This window comes from Paraburkholderia sp. UYCP14C (assembly GCF_004197395.1).
Classification (GTDB): Bacteria; Pseudomonadota; Gammaproteobacteria; order Burkholderiales; family Burkholderiaceae; genus Paraburkholderia.
Map to the genome: position 1 here is coordinate 156,723 of NZ_SELS01000014.1, position 24,932 is coordinate 181,654.

The 24,932-nt window shown below is 65.0% G+C and carries 25 protein-coding genes; 14 read left to right on the forward strand and 11 right to left on the reverse strand.

The genetic code is table 11. The annotated features are described in order from the left end of the window. Positions 1–412 precede the first annotated feature (412 nt). On the forward strand, positions 413–1,123 hold the full coding sequence (locus tag EVC45_RS15605) for a pirin family protein (RefSeq protein ID WP_129958872.1): 711 nt from the start codon (positions 413–415) through the stop codon (positions 1,121–1,123). Positions 1,124–1,277: 154 nt separating this feature from the next. Here EVC45_RS15605 and EVC45_RS15610 read toward each other — a convergent pair whose 3' ends face one another. Further along, positions 1,278–1,811 (reverse strand): periplasmic heavy metal sensor, encoded by a 534-nt coding sequence (locus tag EVC45_RS15610; RefSeq protein ID WP_129958873.1) that lies wholly within the window; start codon positions 1,809–1,811, stop codon positions 1,278–1,280. Positions 1,812–2,029: 218 nt separating this feature from the next. Here EVC45_RS15610 and EVC45_RS15615 point away from each other — a divergent pair, with 218 nt between their 5' ends. Beyond that, positions 2,030–2,755 carry a response regulator gene (locus EVC45_RS15615; RefSeq protein ID WP_018419780.1) on the forward strand — a complete coding sequence of 242 codons (726 nt, stop codon included), beginning with the start codon at positions 2,030–2,032 and terminating at the stop codon, positions 2,753–2,755. After that, on the forward strand, positions 2,739–4,055 hold the full coding sequence (locus EVC45_RS15620; protein WP_129958874.1) for an ATP-binding protein: 1,317 nt from the start codon (positions 2,739–2,741) through the stop codon (positions 4,053–4,055). Before EVC45_RS15615 ends, EVC45_RS15620 begins: the two co-directional genes overlap by 17 nt. Positions 4,056–4,115: 60 nt before the next feature. On the opposite strand, the gene EVC45_RS15625 is transcribed toward EVC45_RS15620, so the two are convergent. Together EVC45_RS15625 and EVC45_RS15630 are read right to left on the reverse strand one after the other, a co-directional pair. Further along, positions 4,116–4,382 carry a hypothetical protein gene (locus EVC45_RS15625; RefSeq protein ID WP_129958875.1) on the reverse strand — a complete coding sequence of 89 codons (267 nt, stop codon included), beginning with the start codon at positions 4,380–4,382 and terminating at the stop codon, positions 4,116–4,118. Between the two features lie 227 nt (positions 4,383–4,609). After that, positions 4,610–6,301: a sensor domain-containing diguanylate cyclase gene (locus EVC45_RS15630; RefSeq protein ID WP_129958876.1), complete on the reverse strand. Its 1,692-nt coding sequence runs from the start codon at positions 6,299–6,301 to the stop codon at positions 4,610–4,612. 781 nt (positions 6,302–7,082) lie between these two features. Between EVC45_RS15630 and EVC45_RS15635 the strand changes: the two genes are divergently transcribed. Both EVC45_RS15635 and EVC45_RS15640 read left to right on the forward strand, forming a co-directional pair. Beyond that, on the forward strand, positions 7,083–8,834 hold the full coding sequence (locus EVC45_RS15635) for an ABC transporter permease subunit (protein ID WP_129958877.1): 1,752 nt from the start codon (positions 7,083–7,085) through the stop codon (positions 8,832–8,834). A 19-nt stretch (positions 8,835–8,853) separates the two neighbouring features. Continuing rightward, on the forward strand, positions 8,854–10,200 hold the full coding sequence (locus EVC45_RS15640) for an AAA-associated domain-containing protein (RefSeq protein WP_129958878.1): 1,347 nt from the start codon (positions 8,854–8,856) through the stop codon (positions 10,198–10,200). 69 nt (positions 10,201–10,269) lie between these two features. Here the strand turns inward: EVC45_RS15640 and EVC45_RS15645 are convergent, their stop codons facing one another. From EVC45_RS15645 to EVC45_RS15655, 3 genes are all read right to left on the reverse strand, one after another. Then, on the reverse strand, positions 10,270–10,806 hold the full coding sequence (locus EVC45_RS15645; RefSeq protein WP_129958879.1) for a hypothetical protein: 537 nt from the start codon (positions 10,804–10,806) through the stop codon (positions 10,270–10,272). Further along, positions 10,803–11,381 (reverse strand): hypothetical protein, encoded by a 579-nt coding sequence (locus tag EVC45_RS15650; RefSeq protein ID WP_129958880.1) that lies wholly within the window; start codon positions 11,379–11,381, stop codon positions 10,803–10,805. The genes EVC45_RS15645 and EVC45_RS15650 overlap by 4 nt, the downstream gene beginning before the upstream one ends. Positions 11,382–11,735: 354 nt before the next feature. Then, a complete protein-coding gene (locus EVC45_RS15655; RefSeq protein WP_129958881.1) occupies positions 11,736–12,794 on the reverse strand; it encodes a sigma-54-dependent Fis family transcriptional regulator in 1,059 nt (352 codons plus the stop codon). Between the two features lie 397 nt (positions 12,795–13,191). Between EVC45_RS15655 and EVC45_RS15660 the strand changes: the two genes are divergently transcribed. The 6 genes from EVC45_RS15660 (at position 13,192) to otsA (ending at position 18,012) form a co-directional block, all read left to right on the forward strand. Beyond that, complete coding sequence (locus tag EVC45_RS15660) at positions 13,192–13,509, forward strand: YqjD family protein (RefSeq protein ID WP_129958882.1); 318 nt, start codon at positions 13,192–13,194, stop codon at positions 13,507–13,509. A 103-nt stretch (positions 13,510–13,612) separates the two neighbouring features. After that, on the forward strand, positions 13,613–13,864 hold the full coding sequence (locus EVC45_RS15665) for a hypothetical protein (RefSeq protein WP_129958902.1): 252 nt from the start codon (positions 13,613–13,615) through the stop codon (positions 13,862–13,864). A 298-nt stretch (positions 13,865–14,162) separates the two neighbouring features. Beyond that, complete coding sequence (locus EVC45_RS15670) at positions 14,163–15,563, forward strand: sigma-54 dependent transcriptional regulator (RefSeq protein WP_129958883.1); 1,401 nt, start codon at positions 14,163–14,165, stop codon at positions 15,561–15,563. Positions 15,564–15,692: 129 nt separating this feature from the next. Continuing rightward, positions 15,693–15,941, forward strand: coding sequence for a hypothetical protein (locus EVC45_RS46705; RefSeq protein WP_373683021.1), 249 nt, complete (start codon positions 15,693–15,695; stop codon positions 15,939–15,941). 197 nt (positions 15,942–16,138) lie between these two features. Beyond that, positions 16,139–16,351, forward strand: coding sequence for a hypothetical protein (locus tag EVC45_RS15680; RefSeq protein ID WP_129958885.1), 213 nt, complete (start codon positions 16,139–16,141; stop codon positions 16,349–16,351). 233 nt (positions 16,352–16,584) lie between these two features. Further along, positions 16,585–18,012: an alpha,alpha-trehalose-phosphate synthase (UDP-forming) gene (gene otsA, locus EVC45_RS15685; protein ID WP_129958886.1), complete on the forward strand. Its 1,428-nt coding sequence runs from the start codon at positions 16,585–16,587 to the stop codon at positions 18,010–18,012. Between the two features lie 154 nt (positions 18,013–18,166). Here the strand turns inward: otsA and EVC45_RS15690 are convergent, their stop codons facing one another. The 5 genes from EVC45_RS15690 to EVC45_RS15710 all read right to left on the reverse strand — a co-directional run bounded on the left by EVC45_RS15690 (position 18,167) and on the right by EVC45_RS15710 (position 22,905). Continuing rightward, a complete protein-coding gene (locus EVC45_RS15690; RefSeq protein WP_211193421.1) occupies positions 18,167–19,585 on the reverse strand; it encodes an MFS transporter in 1,419 nt (472 codons plus the stop codon). 118 nt (positions 19,586–19,703) lie between these two features. After that, positions 19,704–20,207, reverse strand: coding sequence for a YbhB/YbcL family Raf kinase inhibitor-like protein (locus EVC45_RS15695; protein ID WP_129958887.1), 504 nt, complete (start codon positions 20,205–20,207; stop codon positions 19,704–19,706). Between the two features lie 244 nt (positions 20,208–20,451). After that, positions 20,452–20,898 carry a very short patch repair endonuclease gene (locus EVC45_RS15700; protein WP_129958888.1) on the reverse strand — a complete coding sequence of 149 codons (447 nt, stop codon included), beginning with the start codon at positions 20,896–20,898 and terminating at the stop codon, positions 20,452–20,454. Between the two features lie 30 nt (positions 20,899–20,928). Next, a complete protein-coding gene (dcm, locus tag EVC45_RS15705) occupies positions 20,929–22,245 on the reverse strand; it encodes a DNA (cytosine-5-)-methyltransferase (protein WP_129958889.1) in 1,317 nt (438 codons plus the stop codon). A gap of 333 nt (positions 22,246–22,578) precedes the next feature. Beyond that, positions 22,579–22,905: a hypothetical protein gene (locus EVC45_RS15710; RefSeq protein WP_129958890.1), complete on the reverse strand. Its 327-nt coding sequence runs from the start codon at positions 22,903–22,905 to the stop codon at positions 22,579–22,581. 204 nt (positions 22,906–23,109) lie between these two features. On the opposite strand from EVC45_RS15710, the gene EVC45_RS15715 reads away from it, so the two are divergent. From EVC45_RS15715 to EVC45_RS15725, 3 genes are all read left to right on the forward strand, one after another. Next, positions 23,110–23,301 (forward strand): CsbD family protein, encoded by a 192-nt coding sequence (locus tag EVC45_RS15715; RefSeq protein WP_129958891.1) that lies wholly within the window; start codon positions 23,110–23,112, stop codon positions 23,299–23,301. Positions 23,302–23,530: 229 nt separating this feature from the next. Further along, positions 23,531–23,752, forward strand: coding sequence for a hypothetical protein (locus EVC45_RS15720; RefSeq protein ID WP_129958892.1), 222 nt, complete (start codon positions 23,531–23,533; stop codon positions 23,750–23,752). Positions 23,753–23,881: 129 nt separating this feature from the next. Further along, complete coding sequence (locus EVC45_RS15725; RefSeq protein WP_129958893.1) at positions 23,882–24,589, forward strand: glutathione binding-like protein; 708 nt, start codon at positions 23,882–23,884, stop codon at positions 24,587–24,589. Positions 24,590–24,932 lie beyond the last annotated feature (343 nt).

Sequence of the window (24,932 nt, forward strand, 5' to 3'; positions counted from 1 at the left end):
GGGGCTTGCGGGCGCGGCCTGCAGGTCCAGCGGGACGTCCACGCGGCTCGAAAAGCGCGGTATTTTACCCGAACAGCGGCAAGCTGCCAGTGCGGCGCGGCAGCAAGCGGCGAGACGCCGCGCCGCGCGTTGTGCGTGCGCGACGCCGGCGAGGTTTTCCGTGCGCCGGGCTTCCGTGCGCTGGGCTTCCGGGCGCCGGGCTTCCCGGCCACCGGGCCACCGGGTGCCGGGCCTCGGGGCGCAGACTTCCTATGCCCCGGCTTTCCCCGCTCGATGGGCTCGCCGGCCGCGCCGCACGCGATTGCATGCACCGATGGAACGCTGCGGTGCGGTCTCGCACGATTGTTAAGTGGGCGTGCAGCCCCTACATTCCTGGCATCGCTCTGATTGATTACTTACCGGGAGACTTTCCATGATCGAGATTCGCCGCTCCGCAGAACGCGGCCACGCCAACCACGGCTGGCTCGACTCGTATCACAGCTTCTCGTTTGCAGACTACCGCGACCCCGAGCACGTGCACTTCGGGCCGCTGCGCGTGATCAATGAAGACCGCATCGCCGGCGGACAGGGTTTCGGCGCGCATGGGCATCGCGACATGGAGATCGTCACGTATGTGCTCGAAGGCGCGCTCGCCCATCGCGACAGCATGGGCAACGGCTCGACGATCCGTCCCGGCGACGTGCAGCGCATGAGCGCCGGCACCGGCGTGCAGCATAGCGAGTTCAACGCATCGCGCGACGAACCCGCGCATCTGCTACAGATCTGGATCATTCCGCGCCGCGCGGGCGATCAGCCCGGCTACGAGGAAAAGCGCTTCGACGCCGACAGCAAGCGCGGGCGCCTGTGCGTGATCGCGTCGCCCGACGGCCGCGACGGCTCGGTGACGATCCATGCGGACGCGTCGATCTACGCGGGATTGTTCGACGGCGCCGAACATGCGACGTTCGCGCTGCCGGCGGGGCGCCTCGCCTATCTGCACGTCGCGCGCGGCACGTTGAGCGTGAACGGCACGGTGCTCGAGGCGGGCGATGCCGCGAAGCTCAGCGACGTCGAAACGGTATCCCTGGAAAAGGGCGACGACGCGGAAGTGCTGCTGTTCGATCTCGGTCAGTTGAACGGCTGATTCGAGCGGCCTGCCTGGGAGGCGGCGAGTAGGGGGCCAACCCGCAGGGCCCAACCGCAGCGCCCAACAAAAACGCCATGGAAAACCTCTTCCATGGCGTTTTTCTATTAGCGAGGCGCCCTCCCTGGCCCACCTCGCGGATGCAACATGTCGCTTACTGATTAGCGGCCGGCGCCGACGCCGCGCCCTTGTGATGCTCCCAGCGCTCGCTCATCTTCTCGTGACGCTGCTCCATCCGCGCGAAGCGCTGCTTCAGCGCCGTGCTGACGGTGGTCTTCTGCTGGTCGTTCAGGCCGTTGTAGAACTTGAGCCATGCGTCGGTGGTTTGCTGACGCAGTTGCGCGTCCTTCTGCTCGATCTGCTGATGCGTCGCGGCCATCGCGTTCAGATCGAGGATCGGCTGCTGCTGCGCGGCCTTGAACTGGTCGTGAACCTGCTTGTGATTGGCGCGCATCGCTTCGTGGTTCTGCTTCATCGTATCGAGCGCGCTTTGCCACAGCTTTTCCTGATCCGCGTTCAGCTTCAGCTGGTCGTGGAGTTGGGTCAGTTCCTTCATGAAGTGGCCGTGCCAGCCGCCGGGGCCGCCGTGCGCCTGCTCGGCGGGTTGAGCGGCATAAGCGGCGCCCGCGCCGATGGCGAGAGCGGTGGCAGCAACGGCGAGAACGCGCGACATCTTTTTGGTGGACATATGAGGCTCCTTGTAATGGAATAGCCGACGATGCAACCGGTCTTTGGACTGCCTGCACTCGGTAAGGCACAGCGTAGAGAACCGAGTGCGCCGCTGTGTTACGCGCCCGAAAGCGGCTATTACCAGCAATTACGTGCGCCTTTCACCGTAACACCCGGTAACCCTTGAGGCGGTTCGGAAAACGAAATCCCTTTCTGCTGCGCGTTAAACTTCATTCCATGGCTACTCAAATCCTGGTCGTCGACGACGACGTCGAACTGCGCGATCTGTTGCGCGACTATCTCGCCCGTCAGGGCATCGAAGTTTCGGTGCTGCACGACGCGGGCTCGCTCGAACGGCGCCTCGAACGCGAGCGCCCCGACCTCATCGTGCTGGACCTGATGATGCCCGGCGTGGACGGTCTCACCGCGCTGCGCAAGCTGCGCGCGTCCGGCGACGATATCCCCGTCATCATGCTGACCGCGCGCGCGGACGACGTCGACCGTATCGTCGGGCTCGAACTCGGCGCGGACGACTACCTCGGCAAGCCGTTCAATCCGCGCGAGCTGCTCGCGCGCGTGCAGGCGGTGCTGCGTCGCCGCCGCACGCTGCCGTCGGCGGCCGCGCCCGAGCAGCGCGAGCCGTTCAGCTTCGGCCGCTTCACGCTGGACTTCCAGTCGCGCACGCTGCATCTCGAAGACAAGCCGCTCACGCTGTCGGGCAGCGAGTTCGCGCTGCTGAAGATTTTCGTCAATCACCCCATGCGCACGCTCACGCGCGAGCGCCTGCTGGAGTTGCTGCACGGTCCCGAGTACGACGGCACCGATCGCGGCATCGACGTGCAGGTGTGGCGCCTGCGCCGCATTCTCGAAACCGATCCATCCACGCCGCGCTTCATTCAGACGGTGCGCGGCCGCGGTTACGTGTTCGTGCCGGACGGCGAGCAGCATGCGTCGGCCCATTGATTCGCTGTTCGGGCGACTCGCGCTACTCGTCGTAGCGGTGCTGATGCTGTCGCATTTCGCGTGGTATGCGCTGATGCGGCTCGAACGTTCGCAATTGCAAACGCGCTACGCGGTCGAGGAAGCGACCTTCCTCGTCGACGCGGTGCGTCAGCACGTCGCCCGCACACCGGATCAACCGTTGCCGTCGCGCGTGAAGCTGGTCGACCCGGCGAGCCCGGACGTGCCGGCAGCCGGCGCGAACATGCCGCCGCCGCTCGAGCGTTTCGTCGAGGACGTGCGCGACCGCATGCCGTCCAACACCCAGGTGCGCGTCGGTCCGCCCGGCGGTCCGCCCACGCTATGGGTGCGCGCCGCGTCCGATCAGAACTGGATCGTCGTGCCGGTGCAGCCGCTGCGCATGCCGCGCTCGCTCGACCGCACGGTCTTGTGGCTCGTGATTATTTTCTCGTTCGCGGTGATGGCGGCGCTGTTCGCCGCGTGGGCGCTGCAGCGGCCGCTGCGCTTGCTCGCGCAGGCGGTCGCGCGCTTCGGCCGCGGGCTGCCGGTGCCGCCGGTGCCCGAGCGCGGGCCGCGCGAGTTGCGGCAACTCACGCACGGCTTCAATCAGATGGTGCAGGAAGTCGCGCGCACCGAGAACGATCGCGCGGTGATGCTGGCCGGTGTCGCGCATGACCTGAAGACGCCGCTTGCGCGTCTGCGACTGCGCGCCGAAATGATGGACGACGCGAAGACGCGCGACGGCGTCGTGCGCGACGTCGATTCGATGACGCATATCGTCGAGCAGTTCCTGATGTTCGCGCACGACGGCGCGGACCGCAGCGAACCGGTGGAAGTGGATGCGCAGTGCGAACGTGTGGTGCGCAGCTATCGGGCCGTGGCCACCGGCGCGCCGACCGTGCAAACGGAACTGAACGCCGGGCCGTCGTTCTTGTTGCCCGCCGCCACGCTCGACCGGATCCTGTCGAACCTGCTCGACAACGCGCATGCGTACGGCGCGCCGCCGGTGGTCGTCGCGACCGCGCGCACGCCGCAGGGCTTTACGCTATCCGTGAGCGACAACGGCAAGGGCATCGCCGCCCAGGACCTGATCAACGCGAGCCGGCCGTTCGTGCGGCTCGATCCGGCGCGCGGCGGCAACGGCCATAGCGGGCTGGGCCTCGCGATCGTCGAGCGGCTCGTGCGGCGCTCGGGCGGTGAATGGGAAATCGGCAATTACGGCGGCCGCGGTCTGCGGGTGTTGATGAGCTTTCCGATCGAAGTGCTGCCGCGGGTCGCGACGGCCTCGGAAAACGCCTGGTAGGAGTAGGGTGTCGAATTCGCGATGCGGGCTCCGGGCGTCGACATCGCGAGCGGCGAGAGGTCAGTCCGAAAACAACGTATTTAAAGCGTTCGCCGATTCGCTATCCACCGTGTTCCACGTCACCGATTCCGCCTCGAAAATATAGTGCGTCGTATATTTGCCGAGGCGCGCGAGAATTTCCTCCTGAATCAGTTCTGGCGCGACCTCCAGTTTCAGATACCACGCGGTCGACGACAGACGCGTCTGGAACGCGCCGTATTCGGCGAGCAGATGGTCGAACGCGTCAGCGTCCTGATCGCGACAGACGATCACCAGATTTCCCTTCATGCGAATCTCCCGTTAGTGCGGTAGTGACAATCCAATATCAGGATTGATGATACCTGCTTCGTTGCGGGAAGCTCGGCGACGATTTCAGTGCGAGCAGGGGGACGGCGTGGGCTGGCCGGGAAGAGGGGGCGATACCGTCGCGCGCCGCGTGTTCGGGCGAGCGTCAAGGCTCTCATCATTCGATTGCCGGACACTCACCGGGCATTCACCCGGCAGTCACCAGGTACTCACCAGGCATTCATCGCCGTACGCGTAGGCGGCGCCGTATCGTCGGGCGGCAGCGCTTCGGTTCGGTCGCGGCCGCCGGTCTTCGCCGCGTACAGCGCGGTATCGGCGCGGCTCATCAGGCGCTCGGGCAGATCGTCGGGCGACAGCTCGGTGATGCCGATGCTCACGCTAAGCCCAGCCGACGCCGGCAGTTTCGGCGAGGGCAGCGCTTTCAACCGCAGCCGCAGACGCTCGACGACCTCGCGCCCGCTGGTGAGATCGGTGGACGGCAGCAGCAGGCCGAATTCTTCGCCGCCGAGCCGGCCGATCGCGTCGGAGCCACGCAGCTCGGCGCGACACGTATCGACGAAATGCTGGAGTGCGTGGTCGCCGGCGGCATGGCCGAAGCGGTCGTTGATCTGCTTGAAGTGGTCGAGGTCGGCGATCGCCATGCACAGCGGCTCGCGGCCCGCGTGCGCGCGATCGATCTCGTGGCGCAGCAGGTCGAGGAAATAGCGCCGCGACAGCGCACCGGTCAGCGCATCGTGCCGCGCCTCCGCCGACAGCAGCGTATTGGCCGATTGCAATTGCTCGGCGAGATCGCGTGTCGCGCGATGGTGGCGCCGCTCGCGCACGTAGGACACGGTGATCACCCACGCGAGCGCGACGGTGCCGGCCAGCGTCAGGAACACCAGCAGATGGTCGCGCTTGTGGTTGCGCAGCAGCTCCGGCCATGCTGCGAGCGGATCGACCAGATGCGCGGAGAGCCCCGAATTCAGTCCGCCGCGGTTCTGATAGAGCGCCGGGGCCGGCTGTTCGATCATGCCGAACAGCTGCGCGGCGACCGACGCCGGCACCCACGGCGCCTGCTCACGCACTTGCGTGTCTTCGCGGATCAGCATGTCGGGGAAGGTGTCGCGGCGGTAGATGAGGCGCCGCTCGGCGGAGCTCATCTGAGTGACGCGCGAGTTCGGCAACGCGTGGCCTTCGAGCGCGCTGTTGTGCGCCATGATGATGACGCCGTTGTCGTCGGACACGAAGGTGCCCGCGTGCGCGACCCAGTGGCGCAATCGCGCGATGCCCACCTTCGCGACCACCGCGCCGACCAGCAGCCCGTCCGAGTACACCGGCGCGGCGATGAAGATGCCCGGCTCGCCGCTCGCGCGACCCACGCCGTAGGCTTCGGAGAATGCGCCGAGCAGCGCGTTGGTCAGATAGCCGCGTGCCCGCATGTCCACGCCGACGAACGATTGCCGCGCGCCCTCGGGGTTCGACATCGTGCTGCTCGACGCGACGCAGATGCCGTTCGCGTTGACGATCCAGACCTGATCGAGGCCGGAGAAGCCCTGCGCTTCGTGCAGGAACTTGCTGACCGCGGCCATCCGCTGATCCTTCAGCAACGCGGCTCGCAACGCGGGTTCCACCGCCTCGCTGTTCGCGGCATAATTCTGCGATTGCACGAGGGCACGCTGGACCACGTCCATTTCGGCCATGGTTGCGGGGATGGCGCGGGACATCGCGAGGTCGCTGGCAATCACTTCGGCCATGTTGTCGACGATCGACGTGGACATCTGCCGCTGCGTGTGCAACGCCGCGTCCAGCTCTTGCTGTACCATCCGGTCCGCGACCATGCCAGCCACGAACCAGCAGACCAGTACGATCAGCACGAAGCTGACCGGCCCGGCTAGCTGGCGCAAGGTTGTCCTGTTCATCGACCCTCTGATCCGTCTGGCTGTGACATGCAACTTGCTCGTTGGTGGGCAGCGCTCTCTCAACGCTGTGCCGTTATCTGCGTCGGCCGCGGTTTCGTCCGGCCACGAGCGACGTGCGCTGCGCCGTCGCCATGCCCAGGATGAACCGCCGATAAACAGGTACGACGTTTCCCGATTTTAACCGTCGCGCAGCACGATGCCACCGTTATTGCTGGGAAGTCGTCTGCATATGCCGCGCCGATCAGATTCTTAACGGCAGCCGCGCCGCATTCTTGATAGCTGTGCGGGCTAATGGGGAGATCGAGCGGGGACGGGCGGGGCGACGCGCCGATGTGGCTTGCGCGCCACGCCGCGAGTCGGTCTCGCGACGTGTCACGCTGAAGCACGCAGGAGCAGGGTACAGTGCGGCGCGGCGACGCGAGCGGGGGCTTGCTGGAGCCTTACGCCACGGCCTCGCGACGCCATATCACAATTTGCGGCGAAAGGTTGTGCCTGAAACACAGGATGGTGTAGTGTCGTGCCGTCCAAAACGAGGAAAGCCCGCCAGCCCTCGGGCGGCGCCCGCGGCGACAGGGGTTCGGCGTGATGGTGGTGGTCGTGGGGGACGCGTCCACGACCTTGTCCATTGCCGGCCCACGTGTCTCCAACGCTAACGATTTACCACGCACGCGCGTTTTGCCATGCCTGATTTCCGCTTTCCGGACCGACCCATAGACCGCCGCGGAGCAGCCGCGGCCTCCTTCGAGCGTTCGAATGCCTGTTTCAAGGGGGAGGGCATCTGATGGATTTCAGCTTCAATCTGAAGCGCACCGCCAATGCATCGGCATGGCGCGTTCTGCCCAACCGCTGGGACTTCGTCGCGTTCCCGCTGATCATCTGCCTGATCGCGATGGCGTCGATCGGCTTTCACGAGACGCTCGCGCCGATGTCGACGCTAAAGACCCAGGCGATCTCGCTCGATCCGGCCAACCTGCCCGAGTACGCGATGCGCACTACGCTGCGCATGCTCGCGGCGATGGTCGCGTCGCTGATCTTCACGCTGGTCTATGGCACGCTGGCCGCCAAGAGCCGCCGCGCCGGTCTCGTGCTGGTGCCGATTCTCGACATCCTGCAGTCGGTGCCGGTGCTCGGCTACATCTCGTTTACGGTCACGTTCTTCCTCGCGCTGTTCCCGGGCCGCGTGCTCGGCGCCGAGCTCGCCGCGATCTTCGCGATCTTCACGAGCCAGGCGTGGAACATGACGTTCAGCTTCTATCAGTCGCTGCGCACGGTGCCGCGCGATCTCGACGAAGTGTCGCGCGGCTTTCATTTGACCTCATGGCAGCGCTTCTGGAAGCTCGAAGTGCCGTTCTCGATGCCGGGCCTGATCTGGAACATGATGATGTCGATGTCGGGCGGCTGGTTCTTCGTGGTGGCTTCCGAAGCAATTACGGTCGGCAACAACACGATTACGCTGCCGGGCATCGGCGCCTATCTGGCGCAGGCGATCGGCGACAAGAACCTGCACGCGATCGGCTGGGTGATCCTCGCGATGACGGTCGTGATCCTCGCCTACGACCAGTTGCTGTTCCGTCCGCTCGTCGCGTGGGCGGACAAGTTCCGCATGGAGTTCACCAGTTCGGGCGATGCGCCGGAATCGTGGCTGCTCGACCTGATCCGCCGCACCCGGCTGATTCACCGTCTGCTCGTGCCACTCGGCTGGATGTTCGCGCGCGCGGCTCGCGTGCGCTTCCAGCTGCCGGCGTTCAGCGCGCCGCGCTTTCACATTCCGCAGAGCGAGAAGAGCTCGAAGGTCGGCGACATCGTCTGGGCGGCGATCGTGCTGCTCGCCACGGTGTACGTGGTGTACCGCGTGTTTCTGTATGTGCGCACCGGCGTGACGCTCGACGAGATCGGCCACGTGTTCGTGCTCGGTCTGATCACGCTGTTGCGCGTGGTCGTGCTGATCGCGATCGCTTCGGTGATCTGGGTGCCGGTCGGCGTGCTGATCGGCCTGCGTCCGGCGCTCGCCGAGAAGGTCCAGCCGCTCGCGCAGTTCCTCGCCGCGTTTCCGGCGAACCTGCTGTTCCCGGTGTTCGTGATCGTCATCGTGCGCTTTCACCTGAATCCGGACATCTGGCTGTCACCCCTGATCGTGCTCGGTACGCAGTGGTATATCCTGTTCAACGTGATTGCCGGTGCCAGCTCGTATCCGAACGACTACCGCGAGGCGGCCAAGAATTTCCACATTCGCGGCTGGCAGTGGTGGCGTCAGGCGATGCTGCCGGGCATTTTTCCGTACTACGTGACCGGCGCGATCACCGCGTCGGGCGGCGCGTGGAACGCGAGCATCGTGGCCGAATTCGTGCAGTGGGGCGACACCAAGGTCGCCGCGCACGGCCTCGGCGCCTATATCGCGCAGACCACCGCGGCGGGCGACTATCCGAAGATCATCGTAGGCATCGCCGTGATGTCCCTGTTCGTGACCCTGTTCAACCGTCTGCTGTGGCGTCCGATGTACGCCTACGCCGAAGGCAAGCTCCGTCTAGATTGAGAAATGAAGGCTTAACGCGATGCAAAATCCCAAAGCTGCTATGACCGCCGCGCCGATCCAGACGCCGCCGAAGCCCCCGCGCCTCGGCGAGGAAATCCTGCGCGTGAAGGACGTGTGCCGCGGCTTCAACAAGACGCAGGGCGAACTGCTCGTTCTCGACGACGCGAATCTGTCGCTGCGCGAGGGCGAGATCGTGGGTCTGCTCGGCCGTTCGGGCTCGGGCAAGTCGACGCTGTTGCGTATCATCGCCGGCCTGATCGAGCCGACCGACGGCGAAGTCACGTACATGGGCAAGCCGCTCGCCGGCCCGGCGAAGGGCGTCGCAATGGTGTTCCAGACCTTCGCGCTGTTTCCGTGGCTGACCGTGCTGCAGAACGTAGAGGCGGGTCTCGAGGCGCAAGGCGTCGGCGCGTCGGAGCGGCGCACGCGCGCGCTCGCCGCGATCGACCTGATCGGTCTCGACGGTTTCGAAAACGCGTATCCGCGCGAGTTGTCCGGCGGCATGCGCCAGCGCGTCGGTTTCGCGCGCGCGCTCGTCGTCGATCCGACGCTGCTGCTGATGGACGAGCCGTTCTCCGCGCTCGACGTGCTGACCGCCGAAACGCTGCGTACCGACCTGCTCGATCTGTGGACCCAGGGCCGCATGCCGATCAAGGCGGTGCTGATCGTCACGCACAACATCGAGGAAGCGGTGTTCATGTGCGACCGCATCCTGGTGTTGTCGTCGAACCCGGGCCGCGTGATCGCCGAGATCAAGGTGCCGTTCAAGCATCCGCGCAATCGTCTGGACCCGGCGTTCCGCCGCCTCGTCGACGAGATCTACGCGAAGATGACCGCGCGTCAGACCGACGAGAAGACCAAGAAGGGGCTCGAGCTCGGCAGCTGGCTGCCGCACGTGTCGACCAACCTGATGGCCGGTCTGATCGAGACGCTCGCCGCCGCGCCTTATCACGGCCGCGCGGACATGCCGGAAATCGCGCGCTCGCTGCATCTGGAGGTCGACGATTTGTTCCCGATCGCCGAAGTGCTGCAGCACCTCGGTTTCGCCGACGTGCGCGAGGGCGACATTTTCCTGACGCCGCCGGCGCGGGTGTTCTCCGAATTCGGCACGCAGGAACGGAAGATGATGTTCGCCGAGCATCTGCTGCGGCACGTGCCGCTCGCGGCGCGGATCAAGAAAGTGTTGAATGAGCGGCCGGGGCATCGCGCGCCGCGGGTGCGCTTCGAGCAGGAGCTGGAAGACTTCCTGTCGGATAGCGCTGCGGAAGAGACGCTCGACGCGGTCATCAACTGGGGCCGTTACGGCGAGATCTTCTCGTATAACGACCAGACCGAGATCTTCAGTCTGGAAGACGTGGAGGCTTGAGCCTGCGTTGCCGTGGACAAGACTGCGGCTCAGATCAAAAAAAGCGGCGAGGAAAATCTCGCCGCTTTTTTATTGCAGATTGCCCCAGCGTGCGACCGCCGGCTCGGCCGTCGCCCACTTCCAGCCCTTGTCCTGCTGGCACGCGCTCGCGGTGAACCACCTCTCGGGCGAGTTCGGTGCGTCGCCGTCCTGCACCGAGAACACGAAATCCTTACACTGCGCGAGCGCCGAACTGATCGTGCGGGTCACGCGCACCTGACCGTGGCCGTTTTCGATCGGCAACGTGTGCTTGACCGACCACGGTTTCGTTTCTCCGACCGACATCGTGCCGGCCAGCGCCGCCATCAGATCCTGCTGATCCTTGTGCATGCCGCGCATGTAGCGCGCGACCGCTTCGTCGGTCGCGGCCTGCACGGCCACGCCGACGCCGAGCGCGACGGCCGGATTACTGGTGACGATGCCCGACGCGACGCCCGCCGCCGCGCCGCTGGCGGCGCCGATCGACGAGCAGCCGCTCGCCAGCAGGCTCGCACCGACGCACAACGCGCCGGCCGCGACGAGCCGCAGCCGATCACCCATCGCTACGCCAGGTGAACGCAATGTCATTGCAGCGCACCCCAGCGCTCGGTGGCGGGTTCGGCCGATGCCCAACGCCAGTCCTTGCCGTCACGGCAAACCGATGCGATGTAGAACGCGCTGCTCGCGGGCTTGTCGCGCGTCGCGGTCTGGTCGACGGAGAAGACGATTTCCTTGCAGTCGAGCGCGCCGGTGCTGATCAGACGGCTGACGGTCACGCGGCCGTGCTCGTCGTCTTCGATCGGGAAAGAGTGGGTGATGCTCCACGGGGCGACTGCGCCAATGTCGAGCGGGCCGGCCGCCTGCGCGATGCTGTTCTGCGTATTTGTGTGGACCACGCGCTCCGAGTACTGCACGCCCGCGCGCGCGGCGGCGACCGCGCCAAGACCGATACCGGTCGCGACCGCGGCATTGCTGGTGACCTTGCTGGCGACCGCGGCACCCGCGATACCGGCGCCCGCGACCGCGCCTTCCGAGTACAACGAACTACAACCGCTCAACGCCGACGACACCGCCAGCACCAGCGCGATCAACGTCGTTACGTGGGGGCGTTTGATTGCGACAACGGACTTCGCGTCGTCAGCCCACACCATGTTCTTTTGCATTTCTCCGGTCCCTGCCCGTACAGGTGCCCGCGTTCACGCGTCGCGCGTGTAAACGAAGGACACGTCGTTTATTACGCTGCCGCATTGTGCAGGATGCGTTTTGTAATTGGCAGCGAAAAAATGCAAGAAATTGCAAAACATCGTGCGCGGCGATGTTTTCTGTTGCATGGGCAGGAGGACTTACCTGGCTATGCCAGGTATTTGGGATATCCGGCAAATTTGCCGCCGGTGCGAATCGTGGAGAAGGAGAGTAGTTCGATGCCGCGAAACGCGCGGCCAAAAGATCGCGATGGAAAGCGCGACGGCGCGACCGCGGACCGCCGCCATCGGCGAGCTGCCCGCGTTGCACCGTGCCTACGAGTCGGCTTCGTCTTCCCCGCTGTCGTCGCCGTATGCGCTCAGCCGGTTGTACAGCGTTTTGAGACTCACGCCGAGCGCTTTGGCCGCACGCCGCTTGTCGCCGCCGCAATACTTCAGCGTGCCGAGAATGATCTGCTTCTGTGCGTCGGCGAGCGGGGTGCCGATCCACACGCTCATCGCATCGCCTTGCGTGACCGCTTTCTTGACTCGCGACGCAAGATGCGGATGCGGCAATTCGACGGTCTTCTCCGCGAGAATGAACGCGCGATACACGGCGTTCTTCAGTTCGCGCACGTTGCCCGGCCACGACCATGAGCGCAGCGTTTCGATCGAGCGTTTGCTGAAGCTCTTGCTGGTGCCTTCCTGCTGATTCAATTGCGCGAGGAAGTATTGTGCGAGCAGCTCGCGATCGTTCTCGCGCTCGCGCAGCGGCGGCGCGCGCAGCGGAAACACCGCGAGCCGGTACATCAGATCCTCGCGCAAGCCGTTTTCCTTGACGGCCACCGCGGGGTCGCGATTGGTCGCGGCGATCACGCGCACGTTGCCGCTGATCAGCTCGTTGCCGCCGACGCGATAGAACGTGCCGGTTTCGAGCGCGCGCAGCAGCTTGACCTGGCGCACCGGCGCCATTTCGGTAATTTCGTCGAGAAACAGCGTGCCGCCGTTCGCATGTTCGAAGTAGCCGATGCGGCCCTGCACCGCGCCGGTGAAGCTGCCTTTTTCGTGGCCGAAGAGTTCGGCTTCGATCAGCTCATCGGGAATCGCGCCGCAGTTCACGGCGACGAACGCGCCTTCCTTGCGGCCGCTGCGCTCGTGGATGGTGCGGGCGATCAGCTCCTTGCCGGTGCCCGATTCGCCGATGATCAGCGCGGTCGCGTCGGTATCGGCGACGCGTTCGATCTGCTCGTACAGATCGAGCATCACCGGCGACGAGCCGTACAGCAGGCCGTACGATTTCAGTCCCGCGACGGCGTCCGCGCCGCGCTGCTTCGCTTGTGGCGAAGCAGTGCCGCCGGCGGACACGGTGGGCGAGTCCAGATCGATTGACGCCATAAAAGGGGGAGTCCTGTGCAAATGAAGTTCGTGTTGCGGCGCGCAGGCCTTGAATGCGATAGACCGTACAGCCACTATCTCATAAAAGACGATTTAACCACTTCGACGCCGATTCCGGCAATCGAACTGGCAGACGCTGAAATAGCCGTGCGCGAAATCGGTCGAAAGTGCTTGAAATTGGCCTTTTTCAGCGCAGTAAAGCGGTAAATATACCGGGCACATGCTTTGCGGCATTGACCGTTTGATCGAGTCGTGCGAGCTTTCGACGGCTACGTCGGATCGCTACCGCCGATGGCGAACCGGCAACCCGCATCGCGCGCCGAAGTCCGAACGGTTGCGCCGGTCGACGCGCCGATTCCGCAATCGCACGAACGCCGAAACAGATGAGGAGTGAACGATGACTGACACCACGCAACAACTTGCACTCGGCGGACAGAAGATCGTCGAGGATCTCCGGGTGCTGCTGAGGGACTCGGAGGAAATGCTGCGGCTCGCCGCCAACGTGCCGGGGGAGGGCGTCGATGCGTTGCGCGACCGGCTCGGCACGCATGTGGAAACGCTGCAATCGGCACTCGGTGACGCGCAACGCAATGTGCATCGCCGCTATCGCGAGGCGACCGTCAGCACCGAGCACTATGTACGGCATAACCCGTGGCGTTCGCTCGCGCTCGCGGCGGGCACCGGTTTTTTGCTTGGCGTGCTGGTCGCGCGTTAGACGCGGCGGCGCCACGAGCGATGCTCGCATCGGCTCGCTACAAGACGCGGCGCACGCTTCGCACGGCCTGCGCTCATCCGCATGACGATCCAAGGAGTTCATGATGACACGACCCACGATTGGCTTTTTCGGCGCATTGATGGCACTCGGCGGCTTTCTGGCGGTTCGTTACGTGCAGCACAAACGCGCGGGCCAGGTTGCCCCGGTGCGGGAGCTGAGCCGCTGGGAAAACGAGGGCGGCGCGGTGGCGACGCCGGCGACCCTGTCGAGCGAGTTGGCGCCCGCCTCGAGCAGCACCAACGGCTCGGGACAGGTCAATGGCGAAAACCGTGCATGGCCGTTTCCGCGTGGCTGATGCGGCGTGCTCGCCTGCAAGGCCGGCGGCGGCCGCGGGCGCCGGTGCAGCCAGATTGGCGGTCGGCGCCTGAAAGGGATTGTTAAACGAATCCTATAAAGCCGTATAATAGGTAAATAGACAACAATGACACGCAAATTTACCGGTTTCTACCGGTTATTGTTGCATATTTTCATCAAATGGTCGGCCGGGACGGGGAGCACTCGATTCCGCGTCATGCAGCCGACCTGACCAGCGGCATGCCGATTGGCATGTTTCGCATATTTTCTGACCCACGCTTGCAGGCTTTCGAAACGCGATGCCACATGTACTGATTGTCGATGACGACGCAGGTACCCGCGAGGCGCTTTCCGCCATCATCGGGGAAGACGGGCTGACCACCGCCACCGCGGGCGATCTGCGCGAAGCGCGTATTCAACTGATCCGGCAGATGCCGGACGTCGTATTCACCGACCTGAAGCTGCCTGACGGCAGCGGGGTCGATCTGTTCGAAGATCTCGATCCGCGCTCCGGCGTCGAAGTGATCGTGATCACCGGCCACGCGACGGTCGAGTCGGCGGTCAGCGCGCTGAAAATGGGCGCGGCCGACTACCTCGTGAAGCCGATCAACATGCAGCGCGTGAAGGCGATCCTGTCGCGCCTGCCGCGCGCCGGCGACCTGAAAGCCGAGATCGGCACGCTGCGCGGCGAATTGCGCCGCATGGGCCGCTTCGGTCTGATGCTCGGCAATTCGCCGGCGATGCAGGAAGTCTACGACCAGATCAGCCGCGTCGCGCCGACGGCCGCCTCGGTGATGCTGGTCGGCGAATCGGGCACCGGCAAGGAAGTCGCCGCGCAGACGCTGCACGAGTTGAGCCTGCGTCGCAAACATGCGTTCCTCGCGGTCAACTGCGGCGCGATTTCGCCGAATCTGATCGAATCGGAAATGTTCGGTCACGAGCGCGGTTCGTTCACCGGCGCAGACCGGCAGCACAAGGGCTATTTCGAGCGCGCGAACGGCGGCACGCTGTTCCTCGACGAAATCACCGAGATGCCGATCGAGCTGCAGGTGAAGCTGCTGCGCGTGCTCGAGACCGGCATGTTCATGCGCGTCGGCACGACCAAGGAAATCGAAACCGACGTGCGCCTGATCGCGGCCACCAATCGCGATCCCGAGCAGGCGGTGCTCGAAGGCAAGCTGCGGCTCGATCTTTACCACCGGCTGAACGTGTTTCCGATCAGCCTGCCGCCGCTGCGCGATCGCGGCAAGGACGTCGAGCTGCTCGCGCAAGCGTTCCTCGACGACCTGAACGAGCGTCACGGCACGAAGAAGCACTTCCCGGCCGCGGTGAAGGAGATGCTGATGTCGTATCCGTGGCCGGGCAACGTGCGCGAACTGAAGAATTACGTGCAGCGCGCGCACATCATGTCGAGCGCGGATTCGGATAGCACGGCGAGCGTGCCGTTGCAGATCACGCTGTCGAAGCCCGCGGCCGGCACCGCGATCACGATCCCGTTCGGCACCTCGCTCGCGGAAGCCGATCGCCAGCTGATTCTGGCGACGCTCGAACAATGCGGCGGCGTGAAGACGCGCGCCGCGGAGATTCTCGGCATCAGCCTGAAGACGCTGTACAACCGGCTCGTCGAGTACGGCAACGATGCGCGCGAAGACGGCGATCCCGCCGACGAATCGCGCGCGCTCGGCGGCGCGGACGTCTGATCCGAGCCCGTTCGCAGTTCGTTCGCAACATCAGCGAGCTCCCGCCCGGGCTTCCGGGCGGGGCAGTCTGACGGCACAGGCCTTGCTGCGCTCCGATGGAACGCAAACGAGGTCACCGACATGCCGCACCTGTCGCATTACGCTGCCGCTTCCGCGCCTTCCAGGCCAATGCACGCTCACCGGCCCGAACCGGTCGAGCCGCCCACCGCGCCTCCCATCGCGCCACCGGACCCGGCCGAGCCCGACACCGTCCCCGGCCCGACACCGGATCCGATCGAACCGATCGAACCGGTCGCGCCGCCGATCGGCGATCCCCCGCCGCAGCCAACCCAAACGCCCCAGGCCGCCAACCGTCCGTCGCAACCGCTGCAATGCTGATGCGACCCTCCACGCCAGCCGCCCCGCACTGCGTGCACCCACACCCGCACCGCACGCGGCCAATTGCCCCGTTCCGGTGCAGCCCATTGCTGTACTTGTTACAAAGCCGGCGCATGTTTTACCGGCAATTTACGGTTTCGCCCCCTAGACTGTAGGGATGCCGCAACAAGCGGCAGGCTTCCCCCGGAGGCACGATCATGAGACACCCCGCATTGCGACGTTCCGCGCGGCACACGAAGCGCGGGCCCCGGCCGGCCGACGTCAAGACTGAGCCGGCGGAGTCGCCGGACCCGGCCGCGCAGAATCGGATCGCGCCGCATACGCCGCCGGACGGCGAGCACAACCAGGGCGGAGTGCGTCAGGAAGGCCTCGAATACCAGCGCGATCTGGGCTCGGAGCAGGACGCCTGAAGCAGATTTGCACACGGGCGGGGCGTCACGACGGGCCGGGATGCCGGTAAGAAAGACCTCCGCTTTCGTCAGAGAAAACAGAAAAATCTCCTTCGCGATCCGCGATGATTGCGGGGATTCGCTCGTTCGTCACATTTTCATACAACTTTATTTCCGATATCTCAAATATCGGCACGGGGATTGCATGCACCGTTTTGGCACATTTCCGCATACAACGAAACAATGGAGCACTGATGAGCAGATTGATCGTGGTATCGAATCGTGTCGCACCGATTCAGGAAGCGCGTCCGGCCGCCGGCGGGCTCGCGATCGGCGTGCTGGACGCGCTGAAGGAGACCGGCGGCGTCTGGTTCGGCTGGAGCGGTGAAACGGTCAGCGAGCCTTCCGCACCCGTGATCGAGAAGCAGGGCAACGTCACCTACGCGACGGTGGGCCTCACCAAGCGCGATTACGACGAGTACTACCGCGGGTTTTCGAACACCACGTTGTGGCCGACTTTCCACTATCGCAACGACCTGTCCCGCTACGACCGCGACGACTACGCGGGCTACCAGCGCGTCAACGCAACGCTCGCGAAGCAGCTCAAGGAGCTGCTCAAGCCCAGCGACATCATCTGGGTGCACGACTACCATCTGCTGCCGTTCGCGCGCTGCCTGCGCGAGCTCGGCGTGAAGAATCCGATCGGCTTTTTCCTGCATATTCCGTTTCCGGTGCCCGAAGTGCTGCGCACGATCCCGCCGCACGAGGAACTCGTCAAGGCGATGTGCAGCTACGACGTGATCGGCTTTCAGACCGAGGCGGATCGCCAGTCGTTCGTCGACTATATCGAGCGCGGTCAGCACGGCACGTCGAGCGAAGATGGCATGGTGCACGCGTATGGCCGCTTCCTGAAGGTCGGCGCGTACCCGATCGGCATCTATCCCGATGCGATCGCCAAAGCCGCCGAGCAGTTCACCGACCGCAAGGCGGTGCGCAGCCTGCGCGACGGCATGCGCGGGCGCAAGCTGATCATGAGCGTCGACCGGCTCGATTATTCGAAGGGACTGGTCGAGCGCTTCCAGGCATTCGAGCGGCTGTTGCAGAACGCGCCCGGCTGGCATGGCCGCGTGTCGCTCGTGCAGATCGCGCCGCCGACCCGCGCCGACGTGCAGACCTATCAGCGCATCCGGCAAACGCTCGAAGGCGAAGCGGGCCGCATCAACGGCCGGTTCGCGCAGCTCGACTGGACGCCGATCCAGTATCTGAATCGCAAGTACGAGCGCAATCTGCTGATGGCGCTGTTCCGCCAGTCGCAGGTCGGCTATGTGACGCCGCTGCGCGACGGCATGAATCTGGTGGCCAAGGAGTACGTCGCGTCGCAGGATCCGGCCGATCCGGGCGTGCTCGTGCTGTCGCAATTCGCGGGCGCCGCCGAGCAATTGCCGGGCGCGCTCGTCGTCAATCCGTTCGATCTGTCGCAGATGGCCGAAGCGCTCGAGCGCGCGCTATCGATGCCGCTCGCCGAACGTCAGGCGCGTCATGCGGACATGATGAAACCGATGCGCGAGAACAATCTGTCGGTATGGCGCGATACGATCCTCGACGATCTGCGCAACGTCGCCACCGCCGCTTCGGTGACGGCCAAGGCGGTAAAGCTCGCTGACGTGACGGCATCGTCCTGAGCGGACAGGCGCGGCCCGCGCGCGCGGGTGGCGCCAGTGCCGGTCACGTCGTGAATGGAGTGACAGGGAAGATCGAAACAAAGAGGGCGTGCATCGCGTCGTGCGATGCGCGCCCTTTTTCGTGCTTGCATTGCGCGTGTTACGGCCACTACCTTCAAGCGGGCTGCGCCACCTTCTGCATGACCCGCATCGTGCTGACGACCGCCGCGACCGCCGAGAACCCCGCGGCCACATACAGCGCGACGATCGTCCCGCTCTGCGGCGCGATGCCGAAGATCAGCGCGACCAGCGCCGCGCCGAGCGTTTGTCCGGTCAGGCGCGCGGTGCCGAGCATGCCGCTCGCGCCACCGCTGCGTTCGCGCGGCGCGGCCGACAGCATCGTGCGATTGTTCGGCGACTGGAAGATGCCGAAGCCCGCGCCGCACAGCGCCATGCGCCACGAAATCTGCAACGCGTCGGGATGCGGCCCGAGCGTCGCGAGCAGCAGCAGGCCGACCGTCATCGCGGCGAGCCCGACGCCGCCGAGCCAGCCGGCCGATATCCGGTCCGACAGCACACCGGCGATGGGCGCCGCGATGATGATGACCGCGGGCCACGGCGTCATCAGAAGACCGGTTTCGACCTGCGACATGCCGAGCGTTTCCTGCAGCAGGAACGGCAGCGACACGAACGCCAGCATCTGCGCGCAGAACGAGCAGACCGACGTGCCGATCGATAGCGCGAACACCGGAATCCGCAGCAGGTCGATCGGCAGCAGCGGGGCCGGCCGCGTTAGCTGCCGGCGCACGAAGAAGTAGCCGATCACGAGTGCGCCGAGCGCTTCGAGCGTCACATAGCCGAAACGCTCGCCGTGGCCGAGGCCGTCGACCGCGAAAATCAGCAGGCCGAACACCAATGCGTTCATCACCGCGCTCAGATAGTCGTACGGCGATTCGTGGCCGGGGTTCATCGGCAGCGCCTTGAAGCCGCCGACGATCGCCGCGATGCCGATCGGCACGTTGATCGCGAACAGCCACGGCCACGTCGCGATCGCGAGCACGCCCGAGGCGACGGTCGGCCCGACCGCCGACGACACCGCCACCACCATCGCGTTGATCGAGACCCCGCGCCCGAGCTGCGAGGGCGGATAGATCATGCGCACGAGCGCGGTGTTCACGCTCATGATGCCGGCCGCGCCGAAGCCTTGGACCACGCGCGCGAGCGCGAGCGTCGCCAGCGAGTTCGACAGCGCGCAGCCGAACGACGCGACCGTGAACAGGATCAGGCCCGACAGATAAATGCGCCGGTAGCCGATGCGGTCGCCGAGCGACGCGAGCGGCAGCAGCGAGATCGTGATCGCCAGCTGATACGCGTTGACGACCCAGATCGACGCGGCGGCGCTGGCATTCAGGTTGCGCGCGATCGTCGGCAGCGCGACGTTGGCGATCGCGCTGTCGAGCACCGCGAGGGTCAGCGACAGCGCGATGACGAGCATCGCCCAATAGCGTTGTGGAACCGGTAGGCCCAGTTCCTTGCCTTCGAAACGGGGAGTGGAGGGCGCAGGGCCATCCGTGCGCGGGGAGGGTGCGTGCATCGATTGTTCGATTTGTCGGAGATGTTGGCGCGCCTGTGTGCGGCTCACGCGCTGGCCGCTGCGGACGTATCGGTCGGCGCGGCGCCGGCTTGACCCGGGCGCCGGCGCCGCGTGCGCGTTATTTGAGTTCGTAAAGGCCGGTGTGGGTCGTCGAATCGATTTCGTTCAGGTGAGTCATGAAGCGCGCGACGGCGTTGGTGGTGTCCGCGCTGACCGGCAGATGCGGCACCTTCAGCGCATGCAGCCGGAAGATGTAGCGATGCGTGCGATCGCCGCGCGGCGGCGCGGCGCCGCCGAAGCCGACCGTCCCGTAGTCGTTGCGCACCTGCATCGCGCCTTGCGGCAGCAGCGAGCCGTCGGCCTTGCCGGCGTTGCGCGGCAGCGAGCGGGCGTCGGCCGGGATGTTCACGATGACCCAGTGCCAGAAGCCGCTGCCGGTCGGCGCGTCGGGATCGTGAACGGTGAGCGCGAAGCTTTGCGTGTCCGCGGGCGGCGCTTCCCATTGCAGCGACGGCGAGATATTTTCGCCGTCGACACCGAATGCCTTGTCGTCGTACTCGTGGGCTTTCGGCATGAAGCCGTTGGTGGGAAAGTCGTCGGACCAGAGACGGAAGTCAGCCATGATGTGCCTCCCTTGTTGATTGGTTCTGGGTTCGTCGGAGTGCGCGATGTCGCTGCGGGCGAGGCGCATCTCGCGGCATGCCGAAGCGGGTGAGGGCATGCCGTGAAAGCGCCGGGAAAGCACCCGGAAAACGCCGCCGCAGCGTGCCTCGAGGACATCTCGAAAGCACGCCGGGTGAGCTTTTCGAGTGTATCACCAGCGGCGGCCGCGAGACTCGCGCGAGCCGGTCAGCTCGCAGGTGGTGTCAGCCGCGTTCCTCGAACTCCGGCGCGTCGCTTCTGATCCACGCGACGAGCCGCTCGATCACGCCCGCGATATCGCGATTCGCGCCCCGCAACGCGCATTCCCACACGACCGCGACGCGCCAGCCGCTCGCGAGCAGCGCGGCGCGCACCTTGTCGTCGTTGCTGCGATTGCGGCCGATCTTGTCGCGCCAGAAGTCGGGCCGCGTCTGCGGCCATTTGAACAGATGACAGTCGTGGCCATGCCAGAAGCAGCCGTGCACGAGCACCACCGCGCGATGACGCGGCAGCACGATGTCGGGGCGGCCTGGCAGATCGCGCGCGTCGAGCCGGAAGCGCAGGCCCTGCCGATGCAGCAGGCTGCGGATCAGGACCTCCGGCTTGGTGTTGCGGCCGCGAATGCCGGACATCATCCGGCTGCGCGTCGCACTATCGACGATATCGACCATCGTCAGCGGGCCGACGCGTCGCGCGGCTGCTTACGCGTAGAGCGGCAGGGAGTGTTTCGACGCATCGCGGGTCGGATGGGCGAGCAGGGTTTGCACATGCGGCAGCATGATACGCGCCACTTCGCGCATCACCGGCATCACGACGCTGTTGCCGAACTGACGGTAGGCCTGCGTATCGCTGACCGGAATCCTGAAGGTGTCGGGAAAGCCCATCAGGCGTGCGCATTCACGCGGCGTCAGACGGCGCGGGCGCAGCGCCTCGCCCTGATAGACGAGAATTTCGGAGCCGTCCTTGTGATAGCGCGCCGACAGCGTGCGCGTCACGCTATCCGGATACGCCATGCCGAAACCGAAGCCGTTGCCCGCCGCGCGATGCTTGGCCGCGTAGTTTTGCAGATATGCCCACAGCTTCGGCGTGAGTGTGTATTTCGGCTGCACGCGGCGTGCGGTGTGGTCGAAGAAGCGGTCGTGGTCCCACGGCAGCGCCGGTTCCGTGCCGTCCGTGCGATGCAGGATCGCGCCGAGCCGCGGACCCTGTTCGGGAAGGCGCAGGTCGTCCCACGTGAACGCGGTCTTGCCGCGAAAGCCGACGATGATGATGCGCTCGCGATGCTGCGGCGTGAAATGCTGACCATCGATCACGCGGTAGTGCACCTCGTAGCCGAGCTCGTCGCGCAGCGTTTGCAGGATCACGTCGAAGGTGCGGCCCTTGTCGTGCGACAGCAGGTTCTTCACGTTTTCGAGCAGGAACGCGGCCGGGCGCTTCGCGGCGATGATGCGTGCGACGTCGAAAAAGAGCGTGCCCTGGGTCGTGCATTCGAAGCCGTGCGGCCGGCCGAGCGCGTTCTTCTTGCTGACGCCGGCAATCGAAAACGGCTGGCACGGAAAGCCGCCGAGCAGCACGTCGTGGCTCGGCACGTCTTCGGCGGGAAACGTGACGATGTCGCCGATCAGCGCGTGCGCGCCGTTGCTCGCGGAGTTGTCGGCGTAGTTCTCGCCGTAGTTGTCACCGTAGTTCTCACGGTAAGTCCGTGTCGAGAACTCGTTCCACTCGCTGGTGAACACGCATTCGCCGCCGTGCGCCTCGAAGCCCATGCGAATTCCGCCGATACCCGCGAACAGGTCGATGAAGCGGAAGCGCGCCGGGTCGCCCGCGTGTTGCGCTTCACGCGCGCCTTGTCGCAGCAGATCGCGCAACGCGGGTTCCAGCATCGCGGGACAAGGCGTCTCACCTTTTTCCCAGCGACGCACCGTCTTGATGTCCTTGCCGACATGCGCGGCGATTTCGCGTTGGGTGAAACGGGCGCGCGCCTGCTTGAGCAGGTCGAACGGTGCGGCGAGGGTCACGTGGCGTCCTTGCAGGGAATTTTTGCGGACATTATGACCTAAGGTCGTCCCCTTTCCCTACTTTTAGCGCCGAATGATCAGGAATATTTCGCGATACGTCGCGCGGCTGTGTTTGTCTGCGGCGAAACGTGCTTGTCACGATTGCGCATGTACGCTTGTCGAGTGACGCTCGGTTCCAGCGTTGCGACGTGTGTTGGCGGCCGCGACCTTTTATGCGGTCGCTTTTTTTTTTGCGGCACGCGCGGCGATCCACGCGCTGGCTTGGCGGCAGTCGGACGGGCTCAGCGGGTGCAGAGACGATGAGGCGATGACGCGGTGTCCGCGTCGGCAAGATCAGGCCGACTTCGGCTTTTTCACCGGGGCAGCCGGCTCGAATCGCGTGGTCGGGGCGGGCGCGAAGCGTTCCCACTCGGGGGGCGGCGTCGAGGCGAGCCGATCGAGTTGCAGCAGCAGGCTGTCGACCTTGTTCAATTGGGCGGAAGAAAGCTGGCCGCAGTCGAGCAGCGCGTTCAACCGTTTGCGCCAATAGGCGGCGGGCAGGATCGGACCGCCGAAATCGCCGCGCAGCGATACGTGCATGACGCGCGCGATGTGCGCGATGTCGTGGTCGATCAACGCAGCCTGCGATGATCCAGAAATCGTGGTCCCCGTGTGGTCCATGGCTCCTCCCTGAACGCATTTACGGCGGTCCCCGGCAAGACTTTAGGCTTTTTGAATAAAAAATTTGCCGGATTGCGCGTCGGCGTTCATCGACGGCGCGGCGCCGCGCGCGAAACAGCCCTCGGGAACAGCCGTTGCTGCTTCCCAGATACCGGCGAAATACCGCGCCGGCATCTCTGTCGACTACGCATATGGGAGCCGAGCATGAACAAGGATCAAGTGAAGGGCGTTGGCGAGCAAGTCAAGGGCAAGGTCAATGAGGCCATCGGCAAGGCCACGAACGACCCCGCGAAGGAACTCAAGGGCGACATGCAGCAGGGCGCCGGCAAGGTGCAGAAGGCCTATGGCGATGCGAAGGAAGCCGCCAAGGACGATGCAAAGCGCGGTCGTCACTGAACCCGTGCGGTATAGACGGCCGTAACGGTGGAGGCGTCGCGATCGTCGCGGCGCCTTCGTTTTTAGCACGGCGCAGGTCGGGCACGACGCGTCCGATTTCACCATTTGGGTCGCGGCTGAAGTTCACGCGGCAGCCGGCCTGGGAGTAACCCGTGATCGCGATCATGGGCATTCCGCACGCGCTGGGAGCCCTTTAGACTTGGCGCAAACCCACCACGAGGTCGCGCCAATGACACCCGAAAAGATACTTTCGATGTTCGAACGGCAGTACCTGGAAGGCAAGGCACCGCCCGATCTCGAAGTGACCTGCGCGAATTTCGCGACGTGGCTCGCCACCGCGTGGGAACTGCTCGACGGCACCGAGAAGACGCTGCTGCTGACGGTCGGCGCGGCACTGTGGCGTGAAGGCTTCAACGTGCGCGCGGGCACGGCGACGAAGGACTTGTGGTGAAGCGCCGATCGCGACCGGCGGTGTGGCCGCAGCGTTTGTAAGGTCTTCTCGCGGCGTCGCACGCGTTCTGGCGAGTCGGTTTATATTGGGCGGTCTTGTAATTTCTGTCCGCCAGGGCGACCCGAACCCATGACTGATTTATCCACTTTCGCGATCACGAAGAAATGGCCGGCCGAGCATCCGGACCGGATTCAGCTCTATTCGCTGCCGACCCCCAATGGCGTAAAAATCTCGATCATGCTCGAGGAGACCGGCTTGCCGTACGAGCCGCATCTGGTGCGCTTCGACACCAACGATCAGATGACGCCGGCGTTTCTGTCGTTGAATCCGAACAACAAGATTCCGGCGATCCTCGATCCGCACGGTCCCGACGGCAAACCGCTGCCGCTGTTCGAATCGGGCGCGATTCTGATTTATCTCGCCGACAAGAGCGGCAAGCTGATCCCGCAGAACGCCGCCGGGCGCTACGAGGCGATCCAGTGGGTGATGTTCCAGATGGGCGGCATCGGACCGATGTTCGGCCAGGTCGGCTTCTTCCACAAGTTCGCCGGCAAGGAGTACGAGGACAAGCGTCCGCGCGATCGCTACATCGCCGAATCGAAGCGGCTGCTCGGCGTGCTGGAGCAGCGGCTCGAAGGACGCGCATGGGTGATGGGCGATCAGTATTCGATCGCCGATATCGCGATCTTCCCCTGGGTGCGCAACCTGGTCGGCTTTTACGAGGCGGGAGAACTGGTCGGCATTCAGGACTTCCCGAACGTGCGGCGCGTGCTGGCTGCGTTCGTCGAGCGGCCGGCAGTGGTGCGCGGCCTGAATATTCCGCCGCGTCCGGCTTGATCGTCGTTAGCGTTTCTCGAGCTTGACCACCCGGCTGGCGGGGCGAATCGTTCGCGCCGGCCGCGCTGCATCGTGCGACGCCGGGTTGTCCTGGCAAAGTGCGGTAGCGCAAGCGAAGCGGTAAGTGCGCATTGACGGTTTTTCGTGTCCTTGAAATTCATATCGCTCACCGCGTATAAACTTTGAGGTAAGCAAAGTTCCTGGCGGTTTTTCGGGCGAGTTTCGCGCGGCTGTGGTGCGACCGGACAGAAAGGTGAAGCAATGAGTGCGGCGGCTCCGGTTTTTCTGGACACAGAGTTGGGGTAAAACGTGTGATCCAAACTGGAGTAGTTGATGTTGAAGA

Coding starts and splice junctions, on each gene's coding strand:
- EVC45_RS15620 (WP_129958874.1), top strand. CDS start 2,739: ATGCGTCGGCCCATTGATTCGCTGTTCGGGCGACTCGCGCTACTCGTC.
- EVC45_RS15695 (WP_129958887.1), bottom strand. CDS start 20,207: ATGGCTGACTTCCGTCTCTGGTCCGACGACTTTCCCACCAACGGCTTC.
- EVC45_RS15635 (WP_129958877.1), top strand. CDS start 7,083: ATGGATTTCAGCTTCAATCTGAAGCGCACCGCCAATGCATCGGCATGG.
- EVC45_RS15690 (WP_211193421.1), bottom strand. CDS start 19,585: ATGCACGCACCCTCCCCGCGCACGGATGGCCCTGCGCCCTCCACTCCC.
- EVC45_RS15605 (WP_129958872.1), top strand. CDS start 413: ATGATCGAGATTCGCCGCTCCGCAGAACGCGGCCACGCCAACCACGGC.
- EVC45_RS15660 (WP_129958882.1), top strand. CDS start 13,192: ATGACTGACACCACGCAACAACTTGCACTCGGCGGACAGAAGATCGTC.
- EVC45_RS15700 (WP_129958888.1), bottom strand. CDS start 20,898: ATGGTCGATATCGTCGATAGTGCGACGCGCAGCCGGATGATGTCCGGC.
- otsA (WP_129958886.1), top strand. CDS start 16,585: ATGAGCAGATTGATCGTGGTATCGAATCGTGTCGCACCGATTCAGGAA.
- EVC45_RS15710 (WP_129958890.1), bottom strand. CDS start 22,905: ATGGACCACACGGGGACCACGATTTCTGGATCATCGCAGGCTGCGTTG.
- EVC45_RS15715 (WP_129958891.1), top strand. CDS start 23,110: ATGAACAAGGATCAAGTGAAGGGCGTTGGCGAGCAAGTCAAGGGCAAG.
- EVC45_RS15725 (WP_129958893.1), top strand. CDS start 23,882: ATGACTGATTTATCCACTTTCGCGATCACGAAGAAATGGCCGGCCGAG.
- EVC45_RS15665 (WP_129958902.1), top strand. CDS start 13,613: ATGACACGACCCACGATTGGCTTTTTCGGCGCATTGATGGCACTCGGC.
- EVC45_RS15720 (WP_129958892.1), top strand. CDS start 23,531: ATGACACCCGAAAAGATACTTTCGATGTTCGAACGGCAGTACCTGGAA.
- EVC45_RS15625 (WP_129958875.1), bottom strand. CDS start 4,382: ATGAAGGGAAATCTGGTGATCGTCTGTCGCGATCAGGACGCTGACGCG.
- EVC45_RS15655 (WP_129958881.1), bottom strand. CDS start 12,794: ATGGCGTCAATCGATCTGGACTCGCCCACCGTGTCCGCCGGCGGCACT.
- EVC45_RS15630 (WP_129958876.1), bottom strand. CDS start 6,301: ATGAACAGGACAACCTTGCGCCAGCTAGCCGGGCCGGTCAGCTTCGTG.
- EVC45_RS15645 (WP_129958879.1), bottom strand. CDS start 10,806: ATGACATTGCGTTCACCTGGCGTAGCGATGGGTGATCGGCTGCGGCTC.
- EVC45_RS15670 (WP_129958883.1), top strand. CDS start 14,163: ATGCCACATGTACTGATTGTCGATGACGACGCAGGTACCCGCGAGGCG.
- EVC45_RS15610 (WP_129958873.1), bottom strand. CDS start 1,811: ATGTCCACCAAAAAGATGTCGCGCGTTCTCGCCGTTGCTGCCACCGCT.
- EVC45_RS15615 (WP_018419780.1), top strand. CDS start 2,030: ATGGCTACTCAAATCCTGGTCGTCGACGACGACGTCGAACTGCGCGAT.
- EVC45_RS15640 (WP_129958878.1), top strand. CDS start 8,854: ATGCAAAATCCCAAAGCTGCTATGACCGCCGCGCCGATCCAGACGCCG.
- EVC45_RS15680 (WP_129958885.1), top strand. CDS start 16,139: ATGAGACACCCCGCATTGCGACGTTCCGCGCGGCACACGAAGCGCGGG.
- EVC45_RS15650 (WP_129958880.1), bottom strand. CDS start 11,381: ATGCAAAAGAACATGGTGTGGGCTGACGACGCGAAGTCCGTTGTCGCA.